This is a genomic window from Dictyobacter formicarum, assembly GCF_016587435.1.
Genome location: NZ_BNJJ01000007.1, coordinates 1 through 13,903, shown reverse-complemented (window position 1 = coordinate 13,903; position 13,903 = coordinate 1). Strand labels below are relative to the sequence as shown.

Sequence of the window (13,903 nt, the reverse complement as noted above, 5' to 3'; positions counted from 1 at the left end):
TCTCATTGGCATAAAATGGAATGTTTTGGGCTTTGCACCCAATTTTCGGCAAGTGGCGTCGGCGATTGTTTTGCGAGTAACCAGGTGCAATGATGCTTTCTGGGAGGTGCGTCGTGATTGTCCAAGAAATTATGTCTACAAAATTAACGACGGTTGAGCCTGATGATACGCTGGCTCACGCTGCCAATCTGTTTCGCCAGTATGGCATTCATCATTTGCCGGTGACGCGTCGTATTTATCAAACTAATGGCGAGGGGATGCGGGTGGCGCTGTTGACCTGTGAGGGCCTGCTGTATGCGCAGGATATTGATCTGGCGGTGGCGGTGGCCGAGGGTGAGGATCAGCGCAAGCAGCCCTGGCAGGAGCGGCGCGTGGTGGAGGTTATGCATAGCGCGGCTATTCGTGTGACTCCGACGGCCAGCGTGGCGGCGGCGGCCCAGTTGCTGGTTGAGCGTGGTTTGAATTGTTTACCGGTGGTGGAATATAAACTGGTGGATGGTGAGACGCGGACCATTCTGGTGGGCCTGCTGACCCGTAGTGATCTGTTGATCGCGCTCTCGCGGGCGATGGGGGCGTTTGAACCAGGCATGCAGCTAGATATTGCGCTGCCACATGGTGATATGACGCCTCTGGCACGCACACTCTTGCTGGCGGCGGAGCTACATGTACACATCCGCAGCGCGCTGGCGGCGCCGCAGAGCAATGGAAAGGTGTCCGTTGCCACCGTGCGCCTGGGTACGATCAATCCGACCCCTTTACTACTGCGCTTGAAAACAGAAGGCATCCAATACTCGTTTGGCAGTCCCTTGCTGGCGTCCAGGTAAGTAAGCAGAGAGGCAATTGAGATATGACTGAGCAACATCCTTCGATTCCCAATCATCGGGCTCGTCTCATATTCGATCCTCTGGAATTGAACTATGACTTTGGCGAGCAACACCCCCTGAATCCTGGTCGGCTGCGGGCGCTAGTCGATCTGCTGGGCTGTAGCGAGTTATGGGATGCTGGTGATGAGCGCACGCGTATGAATCTGCGACCAGCCTCGATCGAGGAGCTAAGCCTGATCCATGATCCTGCCTATATCGCGGCCGTCCAGCGTCTCAGTGAGCCGGTGTCCTCAACCATGACGCCTGAAGAGGAAGAGCAGCGGAGCGAACTGGCGCAACGCTACGGTTTTGGGGATAGCGATACGCCAGCGGTGCCGCAGATGCATGAGGTTTCGGCGGTGATTACCGGCGGCTCGCTGGTAGCGCTCAGCGCGGTCATGGGCCTGCCTGAAGGGGGCACATTTGCTTCAGAAGAGGAGCGGCCCCTGCACGTTTTTCACCCCCAGGGTGGACTGCACCACGCCTGGTCTGATCGGGCCTCAGGCTTCTGCGTCTATAATGATGCGGCGGTCGCCATCGCGCATGTCCTGCAGGCCAGCGAGGCCAAAATCCTCTATATCGATTTTGATGCTCATCATGGAGATGGCGTGCAGCGAGCCTTTTATGATGATCCGCGCGTCATGACGATCTCTATTCATGAAACGGGGCGCTACCTTTTCCCTGGTAGCGGCGATGTGCTTGAGATGGGCAACGGTAGTGGTCGTGGCTACTCGATCAATGTGCCCCTGGAGCCGTTTACCGAGGATGATAGCTATATCGAGACCATTGACCCCCTGCTGCCACAATTGGTGACGGCCTTTGCGCCTGATGTGATCGTGACCGAGCATGGCTGCGACACGCATGCCTGGGACCCATTGACGCATCTCAATCTGACCATGCGGGGCATTGGTGCGCAAATCAAGCTGGCTCACCAACTGGCCCATACTTACTGTAATGGGCGCTGGGTGGCCCTTGGCGGCGGTGGCTACGCCCTCTACAGCGTGGTGCCGCGCGCCTGGAGCAAGCTCTGGGCCGAAATGTCCGACCAAGAGGTCCCTGAGCAGTTGCCGCAGGAGTGGCTGGAGCGCTGGAAGCCTGTCTGGCAGGCCGCTTTGGAGCGTGAGCAGCAAGGTCAGCAGATCATGGGCAAAGAGGCCAGCCAGGAGGAGTTTCCAACCACCTTCAATGATCGGGCCGAGCTGTTTCCTCCCCAGCCTCGGCGCTGGGAGATCAACTATACCAACCGGCAGACCGTAGGTATGGTGCGCCACTTGCTGATCCCTTCTTCGATCCGCCAGGCGTTTCCGATTGCGCGCCATCGCTCGCCGCTCTCGGACCTGTTTGATCTGCTGCACCTCAATCGCTCCTCGACGCCATCGCGTATTCGCACGCTGCAGACCATGCGCGGCCCGATCCTGCTGCGCGACTTTAGTCCACCTTCGTTGATCGAGCGCCTGCGCCCTGATCGTGGACTCAGCTCGTTTGCTCGCATGCCTGAACGTGAGCACCAGTTGCTGCTGGATATTGCCCGCAGTCCTGATTGTGCCCTGACAGTAGCCCATACTCCGGCTGGCGAGATCATCGGCCAGGTTACGATTGCGCCGGCCGATGAATGGTGGGAAGGGGTCGAAAATCTCTACGAGGTAGCTATCGAGGTGAGCTCGGACTGGCGCGGCCTGGGGATCGCGCGCGAGCTGCTGGCCTTTGCTCTGGAGCTCGATGCCAAAGAGGATATGATCTTCTTCGCCATTGGCCTCTCCTGGCACTGGGACGCCGAAGGGTTGGGCATCTCCACATTTCGCTACCGCGAGCTGATCAAACATCTCTTTGGCACGCAGGGCTTTGTGGAATATGCTACTACCGAACCCAATGTCAGCATGGAGCCTGCCAACGTGCTTGTGGCCCGCATCGGGGACCGCGTGGACCAGCGCGTCTCCAAACAGTTCCTTAACCGCCTGATCCGCTCGACCGCCTTCACACCTCATTGGTAACGCGGGTGGCAAAATAGGTTCGGAGCTTGCCTCCGATTATTATCTTCGCCGAGGACAATAATCGGATACATGACCATGCTCCCAATTATTCCCATCGGTGGAGAGATAATCGGAGGCAAGCTCCGAACCTATGGATTCACCTGGAGAATGTTCTCCACCATCGTGACAACGAGCTGAAGTTTTGGTGCCAGGTTGGGTACTTCCCATATCTTTTGTTCCATCTCGGAAATCTGCGCATTCATGTTGAAGCGCTCAATCCAACTATGCAGCCGCTTCATGTGTGGGCAATAATGGTGTTCGGCAGCGAACCAGGTAATGTAGGCGTCTCGCAGAAGTTTGCCCTGCAGGTCATGGAATAGCCAGCCATCGCCATGACGGATCTGCTCAAGCCAATTGTTGAACGTTTTCCCTGTGTGATGGACCACATCGACTTGACGACCATCCACCCATAATTTGTCGAGCGCCAGGGACGCTTCATCAAACTGGACCGGTTCACGTTCTGAGTCGCATAAAAGAGCCACTGGACGCTCCGAGAGTTGTGGTGGGCAGGCACGCTCCCATACGAGATTAATGTCGAGGTCTGAATCTCGAGAGAACCCGGCGAACACCGATCCCTGCCCGTAGCCAAACGCCAAATCTCCGATGCGACTATACTCAGTGATAACCTTGTGGGTTATGTGGCTCACATCCGTGGAGATATTCCCTCTCGCTATGGTCATTCCCGGATCGTGCATGTTCAACCCTCCTTTTGTTTCGATGAATTTCTTGTGCCAGAAATACGCGCTAGTTTTTTTCTGTTGTTTGACGAATAACCTGGCTCTGACACTGCCTTGAGAACCGGTCGAGTAATTCGCAAAACGGTTGAGACGCTCTGCTCTCCTCAAACGGAGAGGGTAGGAGTGGACACAAAGACGCTTGCCCCCTGCCACACGTGCTGTTCAGGCGTTACGTAGAAGAGCGAGCGTCATCTTTACGCACATGCGCGACGGTGCCACGGTTCATCTGGTAGAGGGTGTTCATGAAAGAGAGAATGACCGTCAGCTCCTGGTCGCTAAAGCGCGAGCACAAATCCTTCCAGGTCTGGTCTATTGCCCCAAACACCTCTTGACCTTCCTGTGGTGTGGGCTGAATCACGACGCGACGGCGATCATGAGGATCGCGCACGCGTTGGACATAGCCCGCTCGTTCAAGTCGATCGATGGCTGCGGTAATCGCTCCTGTGGTCAAGCCGGTCAACTCAGCGAGCCGTCCAGCTGGGACTGGTCCCTCATAATCCAGAATATTCAAACATTGCATATCGGTCGCGTTGACCCCGATCCGCTCTGCCAACGTATCGAACAAGAGAACGGTTTCGACAATGACCTTGCGCATCGCCAGGGACAGGGATTCAATGAGAGCGGTGCGCTCTTCTGAACCACTTGACATTGCTGATCCTTTCGGGTATAGTCTTTTTATCTCAATTTTTGAGATAATGAAAAAATGAGATAGCCACGATTTCACTTGCTCATGTTTTGAGCTATGGAGAGTATACCATAGGAGAAAGCAGATGACGAACCCCATAGGCAAGCGCGCGCTGATTATCGGAGGAGGCATAGCCGGCCCAGCAGTCGCTCTGGCGCTCCAGCGAGTGGGCATAGGATCCACCATCTATGAGGCACGCCCACATGCAGAAGAGAATAAAGGCGCGTTTCTGACGGTCGCCAGGAATGGCGTTTATGCGTTACGGACCCTTGATACTTTTGAGACGGTCATGGAGCGCGGCTTTTGGGTGTCGCGGATGGGCATCTACAGTGGAAGCGGCAAACGTCTCGGGGAAATGGGCAGCAATGCAGAGGGCATTGCGCTTGAGCGCGGCCAGCTTGCCTCGGCGCTCTGCGACGAAGCGGTTCGCCGAGGCATTCCCTTGGAGATGGGAAAGCGATTCCGAAGCTGCCAGACCACTCCGGAGGGGGTCACGGTGCACTTTGAGGATGGCACGACGGCCAGCGGCGATCTGCTGGTGGGAGCTGATGGCATCCACTCACGCGTGCGCCAGGTGATTGATGCGGGTGCCCCCACGCCGCAACTGGTGGGGTTGATTGGAACTGGTGGATGGGTGAGCGCTCAGCGTGTTCCCAACATCAACGCATCGTCAGATACCTTTACCTTCATTTTAGGCAAACGGGCGTTTTTCGGATGGATCGCCAGTCCCAGCGGCGAGATCTACTGGTTTGCGAACATCCCCTCTTCCCTGTACGCTAATGAAATGGAAGAGCAGCGATTGGTTTCTGTCTCCCGACAGGAGTGGAAACAGCGGCTGCTTGACCTGTTCGCCCAGGATGCCACCCCTGCGGTCGAAATCATTCGCTCCACTGCAGAAGAGCATGGCTTCACTCCCTCGCTGCTGAATATGCTGCCGCAGGTGCCCTGCTGGCATCGTGATGCAATGGTGCTCGTCGGGGACGCCGCGCACGCGGCGTCCCCGACCTCGGGACAGAGCGCGTCGCTCGCGCTTGAAGACAGCATCACGCTCGCCAAAGCCCTGCGGGACGTCCCGGATACGCAACACGCCCTGTCCATGTACGAAGCCACTCGCCGTCCACGGGTAGAGAAAGTTGCGAAACTTGCGAGAAGAGCCAATATGACCAAGGTTGCCGGTCCTATGGTGCGCGGCATACAGGATCTGCTCATGCCGCTGGTCTTCAAATACCTGGTTCATCCCGAAGCTGAAGCATGGTTGTATCACTACCAGATTGACTGGGATGAGCAAGCTCACCCGACCGAAAGGATGCGCTCATGAACCAGCCGAACAGAACCCTGGCCAAGTGCGTCGGACTCATCAGCATCGGGTGTTTTGCGGCCTTTACGCTCCTGTTGGGAGCCTTGCACTTCTTGCGTCCTCAGGACAATCCTTTCAGCCAGACTGTGAGCGCTTACGCCGTGGAACCCGAGGGATTCCTCAGGAGTCCTTCTACGTCGGGAACTTTTTCAGATTGGGTATCGTCTTCTGTAGTAGATGCAGTTGGTGCAGAGGTTTTGGGAGATACGAAAAGAGCCTTCAACAGGAGTTACAAGAAATGGTGCACAGATTACAACGCTACTTTCGGCAGAGTTGCTGGACTACTCAGAGTGCCGTGGCGGCCATGCTATTCTTCTGTGTTCTGGTTGCTGTGGCATTAGCAGCGTGTGGTTCTATGGTAGAGGGGGCTCCGAATCCAACACCAACCCGGCAAGTGAGCAAGTGCGGCAGCGTACAAACGAGTCCTCGGGGTCTTCCACTGAATGCGGCCATGGCTAAACAGGCTGAAGCGTGTTTCTGGCAGGCCTATCAAAAGTGTCAACCGGCAACGCTTGGATTTACCCGCACGTCTGTCGATACGGTGGCCGTTCATACGTTCAGTATTCGTACCAGCGGCCAGAGCTGTTCCGTTACCGATACTATGCAGCACGCTATTGTGCCAGCGAAGCTTTCGGCGGCCAGGACCTATACGTGTACGGGAGTTGCGGCGAAGTCAGATGGGCTTCACTTTTCGGGGTGTGGTGATGAAGGTGATGTGGTTGTGCCTATGTAGGCCCGTGGATGATGAGGCAGCTTTTAGGATTGCCTAAAGAAAAGGGGATCGCCAATCCTGGCGATCCCCTCGTGCAACACAAGGTAGAGTTAGTAGGAAAGGACGCACCCACCAGTGTTGTTATTGAACGCATTGCTCCAGAGGGACTGGACAGGGAAGGTGCCGGTGCTCAGAGTGATGTTGGCAGACGCGCCCTGGCCAGAGCTGATCCAGGCGCATTTGTCTCCGTTCTCGCTCCCGCTACCATCGACCCAGCCAGAACTGGGGAAAATATCGGTTTCGGTCTCGGCGAACTCATGACCACCGACAATGGTGATGCCGTCGGTCAAGCCCGCGCTACCCGAGTTCACGAAGTTGGCGCCGCAACTCGCGCCTGCGTCAGTAATGTAGGGCATGTTGGTATAGGCAATGTTGCCGTAGCTCGAGCTCGTCGAACTGTGCCAGGCGCAGTATTGTGTCCCGAAACCACTTGCGTTATGGCCCGTCGAGGTGTTGATCACATACTGAACCGTTGTATTTGAAGACGAAGTTGTGTTGCCGAAGTGTGCCGCTGCCTTGACTGCTTCGCTGGCAAGTTGTGACTGAGAAGGCTTGGAAGGAGCCGAGGATGCATTATCATACCAGACACCAGCGAGCACGCCGGAAGGGTTTGTGGCATGAGTGCCGGAGGAACCACAGGTAACTGTGCCGGTGGCGACGCCTTCACAGTATTGAGTCACCGAATTGTTCCATTTTGAGCCACCGACGCCGTTGAAGAATTTCTGTTGGATGGCTGCTTCGCCAGAGGGATCGTTGTTGTTCCACTGTGATCCCCAGTAGATCAAATATACCTTGTCCGCTCCGGTTTCGACGCCCACACCGCCTGTGCCGCCATGGTAGCTGAGGTTATTGGTTCCCGCGCAATTAGTGCGACAGGCGTTTTTTACCTTCATGCTGTGGATGGAGTGAAGGACATCGCTTGTGCTTGCAGCACTAGCAGAGCTGATAGAGCTAGCAAGGCTGGTCACTACTGCGATTGCTAAGGCCAACGTGGTTACAACGATAAAATAGGATCGTTTCATTGTTGGGCTACTCCTCTTTTTTAAGGGGGGCAAATAAGATTAGTGTGATTTTAGTCACTACTAATGTTTATAAGTATAAATATAGTTATTCATTTAAAGTTTATTCAAAGTTTATTTAACGGCATCCTTGGTAAGACAGATCAAAAGTTTTTTTCCGTATTTAAAAGTTAATAAAGAGGTGTTCTGTTTTATCACAATGTAGGTGTCTTATGTCAAGAATCTTCTCTAATTCTTATGTAAGACATTATTGATTTGTTGTGAACGCAAAAACGCGATCCGCGCCGTCGCGCCTCCACGATATCGACTACCAGTTCAATTTCGGGGTGATGTGCCATCTATGTGGCCGCTGTTTCGGCTTTGCGGTCGGGCAAAACATCAATTATCAAAGCGAAGTTTCATTCTTCAACAGGATTTTCGTCTGTTCTGGCTTGTGGTATGATTGAGCTATCAATTCCAGGTGAAGAAGCAGGAAACAAAATGAGGGATACATTGCAAATAACGATCAAGCCAGTGGAAGAAGCACAATTAGATATCCTTGAGCAAGCATTTGATCCAGATAGTCTCTCAAAATACCATTATAAGCGCTTTGAGGTCCAAAAAAGTGGCGCAGGCGTCTATCTGATCGCCTGGCATAACTATACTCCAGTGGGACATTTCTTACTTTACTGGAGTGGCCCTTATGATGCACAAGTGACCCGCTACCTCGATATTACTTCCCGTGCCTTCCTGCAAGCAGGAGCAACAAAAAGTGAATTTCAACGCCGTGGTGTCGCAACGGCGTTGATTCAGGAAGCTGAGCGATTAGCCGCAGAAAAAAGATGCACCCATATCGGATTAGAGGTTGGAAGTACGGATAATCCCGGGGCAAAACGGCTGTATGAAAAGCTGGGATATGTTGATTGGGGACGTGGTGAATTTGAAATTCAATGGGAGCATATCGACAAACATGGCAATAAAAGAATCTTTTCCGAGATGGTTACATATATGCAAAAGTCTCTCTAGCACTAAAAAAGAGGAAGAGCGATATATACCGCTCTTCCTCTTTTTTGTAAGGTCTTTTATTATGACCCGGACCGATTAGGCTGTGGCGTTACTGGTTTCTGCTACCGGGGCGGGAGGAGCTTCCGGACGCTCTGCGGGCTTCTCTCCACGTTTGCGCGGTAACAGGACTACCTGGTAGCGAGCCAGGAAGTAGGAACCAATGACGACGATGGCTGCCAGGACTTGCGCGACCAGGGTTTCGACCGTTGGGAAGACGGCAAACCACAGGCCCATCCAGCCAGGAATCGGCAGGTTGACCGGCGTGGTTGAAATCCAGTGGGCGAGCTGCATTTCCTGTGCCTGCTCACCGACCATCACCAGCATCACGGCACCCAGCATCACACCTGTCAGCACCAGCATCTTCTTGTAGGGGAGTCTATGGTGCAATACGAAGGTGAGCGCGCCTACAATCCCTGTCAGGGCCAGTCCGACCAATACACCATACAAGACAATGAGCGAGCCAACCTGTAGCCGCAAGGTTTGCAAGAACAGTACGACCTCGAAGCCTTCACGATAGACCGAGGCAAAGCCGAGCAAGATAAGGCCAGACATCAGACGAGATTGTGAATGTCCTTCTTCATTTTTCTGATTGAGCAACGCTTTTTTGCGCTTATTGTGCATAGAGATCCAGCCCGTCCAGTAAATTTTATGGAAGAACCAGTTCATAATGACCATCAGCACAATGACGGCCAGCAATCCAGTTGCCGCCTGGATATCCAGGGCCGGTAGATTGTTGGAAAGTGTGCTTAAAATACCCACCACCGCGAACCACGTTAGCAACACGACCCCAAAGCCCATTGCCGAACCAATGGCAATCGGTTTCCGATAGCCCTGGTTTTTTCCCATCATACTGGCTGTAATTGCCATCAATACCAAAATACACTCCAGGCCTTCACGGAAAACGAGAATTCCTGTATTCACAATCGCTGCCTGGGGGGTAATATGGGCGGCGGTTGGATTTGGATTTCCATTTGCCGTGATACCTTGCCATACCAATATTGCGGCTACCACTATCGCACCAACTATCAGTGCTATTCGTCCTACAAGAAGAGCGGGGCGTGCTATCGTTGAAGAGAGCGTCTTCTTCACAACGTAAAATCCTCTCTGGTCATAATCTGGGGAGTGCGCTTCGTATGCCTCCCGTGCAAAAAAAATTTGCTATGCCCGGATATTAGGCAACCCTAATATCCGACCTGGCTACTAAGATATTAGGGCACCCTAATATTTTTGTCAAGAGCAAGATGAAACTCAATGCCAATAGTGTTAGCTCTCGATCTGTTTTGGCGTGCGTATCGCCTCTGCTGGCAGATGTGGTTCAATGAAAAAGGTACACAGACTGGCTATCAGGATGAGCACGGCCGCGATAGCCCAGGGCAGGGCCGGTTGGAGGCTGAAGAGCACTGTAAACATGGTTGGGGCCAGGATGATAGCAATCGCCCAGGAGAGCTGGAAGGCCGCCAGGTAGCGACCGCGCAGTGCTTCTGGGCTGGCTTCGGCCGCCAGGGCGTTGGAGGTGGGGGCATGAATAGCTTCCGCCAACCCTTGCACGCAGGTGACAACGATGATGTATGGAATGACGAATACGCGTGGTAGGGGGAGGGCCAGGATGTAGAGCAGGCACCATAGGCCCAGGAGGAGCCCGGCAATGATGATCGTGCGTGTGCGGCGCAACGATCGCAGATGACGAATGAGAAATGTTTGCAGAAACGCAATAACAGCCATGTTGAGTGCCAGTGCTACTCCAGCCACCCATATCGGGATATGCAGGGCGTCAGTAGCGTATACCGGTAGGCCTAATCCACACAGACTTAAACAGAGCGCGAAGGCAATGTTGGTGGCGATCAGCGCTAAAAATGGGCGGTCTTTGAGCACAAGCCTGTAGCTTCTCTGCGTTTCCTTGTGCGCGCTGCTCTTGTGCTGCTCTACCGGTACATAGAAATAGAGCAATCCGGCAGCCAGGAAGAAACTGAGCGCGTTCACCGCAGTGACGCCATAATATCCCATAGTTCCAAGCGCTGAGATGAGCACGCCGGTCAGCGCCGTGCCAATCCCCAAGCCGACAGTTTGTGAGGTGCCGAGCAGGCCGAACCAGCGGTCCCTTTCGCCTATCCCCGCCAGCTCGGTTGCCAGCGAAAAGTAAGATGACCAGAAGACGCGTTGTCCAATGTTGACAAAGATAGCCATGATGATCAGTAGCGGCATATTGCTGACCAATAGATAGCCTAGAAAGCCTATACCTTGCAGCAATTGCGCAAAGATCACCAGCCGCCTGGCACCAAAGCGATCCACCAGCGTACCGGTAAGCGGCACAATCGGTACAGTGAAGATGGTCGCGATACTCAGCGCCACACCCACTTCAGTGAGTGGCAACGCGGCAATGACATGGAAATACAGGAGCGAGAAAGGCGCAAATAAGCCCGTCCCTAGTGCATCTATAAATAAGATGAGTAAAAAGCTTTTCGTCCCTTTGTGTTGGGGGATACCAAGTCGTTGGGACAGCATAATGAGAGAGATCTCCTTCAATTCAGGTCAAACCTTAGCAATTTTAAGCAGAGCATTTAAATATAACAAACTTATCTAAACTTAGCAAACGTATATCCACAAAAATATCTACTTGTATGATCATTAAGTATTGTGAAGTGTGAAAAATATGCATATGCACGTTTTTTCACACTTCACAAATAGCCATGGTACTTTTGTCGTGGCCGAAAAAAACCTGCTGGCAGACTACTGGCGGCTTCACACCACTAATCCACCTTGAAAGACTAAAAAATATCAAGTATATAAAAGATGACAGCCCTGCGGTCACAAAATGGTCTGTTAACACACGTCAGAAAATGTCAATTCGTAGTGTGCTTCATCTTAGTGCAACGCTGTAGTGCTAATATCCCGTACACCGTCTGATAGTTTCTGTATACACTAGTATCTGCCATACGATCAGCAAGTGTGTTGCGCGATGGTGCCAGCATTTTGATCGTATTTTCAGGCAGCGGTGAGCTAGCAATAGCTTGCCGCTTTTTTACTCTTCCTGGTGAGTTGCTTAGCTTATAATTTGCTGAGAAACAGTGATTTTAGCCAAGAATTAGATAAGAAAACTTAGAAAAAACTGAAACCGCCTTTTCCAGTTATCCGTAATATAATTATGAGCGATACGAATGATAAACGGGGGATTGCACATGCAGAACGTTTCACCTGTTCGTTTTCAGAGCGACGACGATGATAATTTCGCAGACGTTGATCGCCTATTCTCTAAATTAGAACATTTCGATCCGCCTGCCGATATGGTGGCGCGCATTATGGGAGCAGTGTCGAAACTGCCTCCTTATCCACAGATGCAGAAGCTCCAGTGCGAGACCTCCTTCAAAGATCAGGAAGGCCTGATTGTCCGGCACGATGATAATGATCCATCCTAGCAGTTTCGTTTTGTGGGTGAGTGAGTGAGGTAAGGTGAGGTAGACAGCACTTTTGCAGAACTGAGGCATGAGGATAGGTGGAAGAACTGGAAGACAGGCCACAAAAAAGCGACAACCGGAACGATTGTCGCCGTACCACTTCTATTCACAGAGCGCATCTAAACACCTGAGTTTCAAGTTATAGTGCTGTGGCGCATAACAACTAGGCAATTTGATCGGAAAGTTTTCCGGTTGAGACCAGCCAGCGAATGAATTCCATGCGGCGTTTAACGATCTGGGCCTGCCTTTTCTCCCGTTCGCTGTAGTCTTTACGAAGCTTGCTCAGTTGAACAACCTCATTTTCAGCAAATCCACCCTTACGTAGAATTTCACGATCTTCGTAGCGGTCCATATGAGCCTCCTTTGGTACTAAGAAGAACTAGTGAGCAGGTGAGATTGGCAGCATGCGTTGAATGCGCTTCAGAAGCGCCTGTAAAGAGTACGGCTTTGGTAAATGATCCAAAGTCAGGCGCGTCTCTCCACTTTCGCGCATATACAAGCGTGCATGGGTGACTGAACTCGAAGTAATGAGAACAGGGATGGTTGCCAGTGAGCGCAATGCTTGCAATACATCCCAGCCATGAATTTCTCCTGTGAGTTCAAGATCGAGCACTACGAGATCGGGTATCGCGTGATGGAGAGTAGTGATCGCAAGCTCACCACTATGTACGGTAACGACAGTATAACCTTGTGCTGTTAATGTATCAGTTTCCAGTGTGGCGAGTGTTGGATCATCTTCGACCACCAGGATGTGATATGTGCGTTTGGCCCCCCCATCTCGTTGCTGGTTGGGCATAACAGTATCCGAGAAACGCGATGGCTGTGACCGCTCATCAGCAGGCGATCTCTCCATCCCATTTGTCTGGCTGCTATCCGACGGATCGTTCGCAGCGCTTTGGTCGTGCATGACGGGCATCCTGCTTCCGCTAGCTACCATACCTTTCAACCAACCGGGCAGAACACTTCCTGCAACGCAGCGTGTGTTTTCAGACTGAGATTGCCGCTGGTGCGATGCAGAAAAGAAAGTACATCCAGATGATGTGCTAACTTTCTCTATGTACAGCTTACCTGATTACGAGTGAGAATCATGTGAACATCTGAGCAGTTGTGTGAAATTTGTGTGAAAATCTTTAATTTTCCCCTTATTTTGCGGTCTATTGGTTTCTCCCCCCGCTATCGCCTCGCCGACTAGCCCGATGCCACGCTTGTACGGCTGGCATTGACGCATCTGCGCCACAACAGGCAATAGGCATTTATCCCACGCCAAATGTCTATTGCCGCGTTCCTATCTCCATGGGGAAACCTCCTATATGCGACTTGCTCTTCACCATGTTTATCATCCCGAGCCTCCAGGGCCCGGCTGGCTTCACAGGCGGCTGCGCTCGTTCAGACAGGCGGAGGGAGCTTTTGCCTATTTACAGACCGCGATTAGCTCTTGTAATATACTACCAAAATGAATTTAGCGCTCATAAACGTTCTCATGTTATTCAGTGATAGGAAGGTTCTGATGGATAAACGCGTTCAGTTCGATTTTGTAATCGAGTTTACTAACGGTGGCAGCGTGCAGGGACAGGGATTCCGATTAGATATCGAGGGAGACGATATTTCTGATCAGGAACTGGCCGATGCGATCGTCAAAGATATGCGCCTGCTGATGGTTGGTCGTGTCTCTATTTCCAATAAGTTTATTCTGGAGGAACTGCATAAACGTCAGAGCAGCGTGCCCCTGCCTGCCGCTGGCCCGCGCCTGGTCGATTTGAGCCATACCATCGAGCAGGGATTGATCACCTACAAGGGATTGCCCGCGCCGCTGATCTGTGATTACCTGAGCCGCGAAGAGTCGCGCAAGCAGTATGCGCCGGGGACTGAGTTTCAGATCGGCAAGATTGAAATGGTGACCAATACCGGGACCTACCTTGATTGTCCATTTCACCGTTATGAGCA

General features: G+C 52.6%; 14 protein-coding genes. 7 read left to right on the top strand and 7 right to left on the bottom strand.

Features of this window, described 5'->3' with window-relative positions; genetic code table 11:
* The first annotated feature begins 131 nt into the window (after positions 1-131).
* Entirely contained in the window at positions 132-824 is a 693-nt protein-coding gene (locus JMI88_RS13275; protein ID WP_201362345.1) for a CBS domain-containing protein, read from the top strand.
* Positions 825-847: 23 nt separating this feature from the next.
* The gene (locus tag JMI88_RS13270) at positions 848-2,854 is read left to right on the top strand and encodes a GNAT family N-acetyltransferase (protein WP_201362344.1); all 2,007 of its coding nucleotides are present in this window, start codon (positions 848-850) and stop codon (positions 2,852-2,854) included.
* Between the two features lie 128 nt (positions 2,855-2,982).
* Here the strand turns inward: JMI88_RS13270 and JMI88_RS13265 are convergent, their stop codons facing one another.
* A complete protein-coding gene (locus JMI88_RS13265) occupies positions 2,983-3,588 on the bottom strand; it encodes a hypothetical protein (protein ID WP_201362343.1) in 606 nt (201 codons plus the stop codon).
* Between the two features lie 211 nt (positions 3,589-3,799).
* Positions 3,800-4,279 (bottom strand): MarR family winged helix-turn-helix transcriptional regulator, encoded by a 480-nt coding sequence (locus JMI88_RS13260; protein WP_201362342.1) that lies wholly within the window; start codon positions 4,277-4,279, stop codon positions 3,800-3,802.
* A 121-nt stretch (positions 4,280-4,400) separates the two neighbouring features.
* On the opposite strand from JMI88_RS13260, the gene JMI88_RS13255 reads away from it, so the two are divergent.
* Positions 4,401-5,633 carry an FAD-dependent oxidoreductase gene (locus JMI88_RS13255; RefSeq protein WP_201362341.1) on the top strand — a complete coding sequence of 411 codons (1,233 nt, stop codon included), beginning with the start codon at positions 4,401-4,403 and terminating at the stop codon, positions 5,631-5,633.
* A 277-nt stretch (positions 5,634-5,910) separates the two neighbouring features.
* The gene (locus JMI88_RS13250) at positions 5,911-6,405 is read left to right on the top strand and encodes a hypothetical protein (protein ID WP_201362340.1); all 495 of its coding nucleotides are present in this window, start codon (positions 5,911-5,913) and stop codon (positions 6,403-6,405) included.
* Between the two features lie 89 nt (positions 6,406-6,494).
* On the opposite strand, the gene JMI88_RS13245 is transcribed toward JMI88_RS13250, so the two are convergent.
* Positions 6,495-7,466, bottom strand: a complete 972-nt coding sequence (locus tag JMI88_RS13245) for a hypothetical protein (protein WP_201362339.1) — start codon at positions 7,464-7,466, stop codon at positions 6,495-6,497.
* A 339-nt stretch (positions 7,467-7,805) separates the two neighbouring features.
* Between JMI88_RS13245 and JMI88_RS13240 the strand changes: the two genes are divergently transcribed.
* Complete coding sequence (locus tag JMI88_RS13240; protein WP_201362338.1) at positions 7,806-8,468, top strand: GNAT family N-acetyltransferase; 663 nt, start codon at positions 7,806-7,808, stop codon at positions 8,466-8,468.
* A gap of 75 nt (positions 8,469-8,543) precedes the next feature.
* Here JMI88_RS13240 and JMI88_RS13235 read toward each other — a convergent pair whose 3' ends face one another.
* The gene (locus JMI88_RS13235) at positions 8,544-9,596 is read right to left on the bottom strand and encodes an FTR1 family iron permease (protein ID WP_201362337.1); all 1,053 of its coding nucleotides are present in this window, start codon (positions 9,594-9,596) and stop codon (positions 8,544-8,546) included.
* A gap of 174 nt (positions 9,597-9,770) precedes the next feature.
* A complete protein-coding gene (locus JMI88_RS13230; protein WP_201362336.1) occupies positions 9,771-11,009 on the bottom strand; it encodes an MFS transporter in 1,239 nt (412 codons plus the stop codon).
* A gap of 674 nt (positions 11,010-11,683) precedes the next feature.
* Between JMI88_RS13230 and JMI88_RS13225 the strand changes: the two genes are divergently transcribed.
* On the top strand, positions 11,684-11,920 hold the full coding sequence (locus JMI88_RS13225) for a hypothetical protein (protein WP_201362335.1): 237 nt from the start codon (positions 11,684-11,686) through the stop codon (positions 11,918-11,920).
* A gap of 202 nt (positions 11,921-12,122) precedes the next feature.
* On the opposite strand, the gene JMI88_RS13220 is transcribed toward JMI88_RS13225, so the two are convergent.
* Both JMI88_RS13220 and JMI88_RS13215 read right to left on the bottom strand, forming a co-directional pair.
* Positions 12,123-12,311 (bottom strand): hypothetical protein, encoded by a 189-nt coding sequence (locus tag JMI88_RS13220; protein WP_201362334.1) that lies wholly within the window; start codon positions 12,309-12,311, stop codon positions 12,123-12,125.
* Positions 12,312-12,338: 27 nt separating this feature from the next.
* Positions 12,339-12,866: a response regulator transcription factor gene (locus JMI88_RS13215; protein ID WP_201362333.1), complete on the bottom strand. Its 528-nt coding sequence runs from the start codon at positions 12,864-12,866 to the stop codon at positions 12,339-12,341.
* 600 nt (positions 12,867-13,466) lie between these two features.
* Here JMI88_RS13215 and JMI88_RS13210 point away from each other — a divergent pair.
* The coding region (locus JMI88_RS13210; protein WP_201362332.1) for a cyclase family protein at positions 13,467-13,903 on the top strand (437 nt) is incomplete at its 3' end.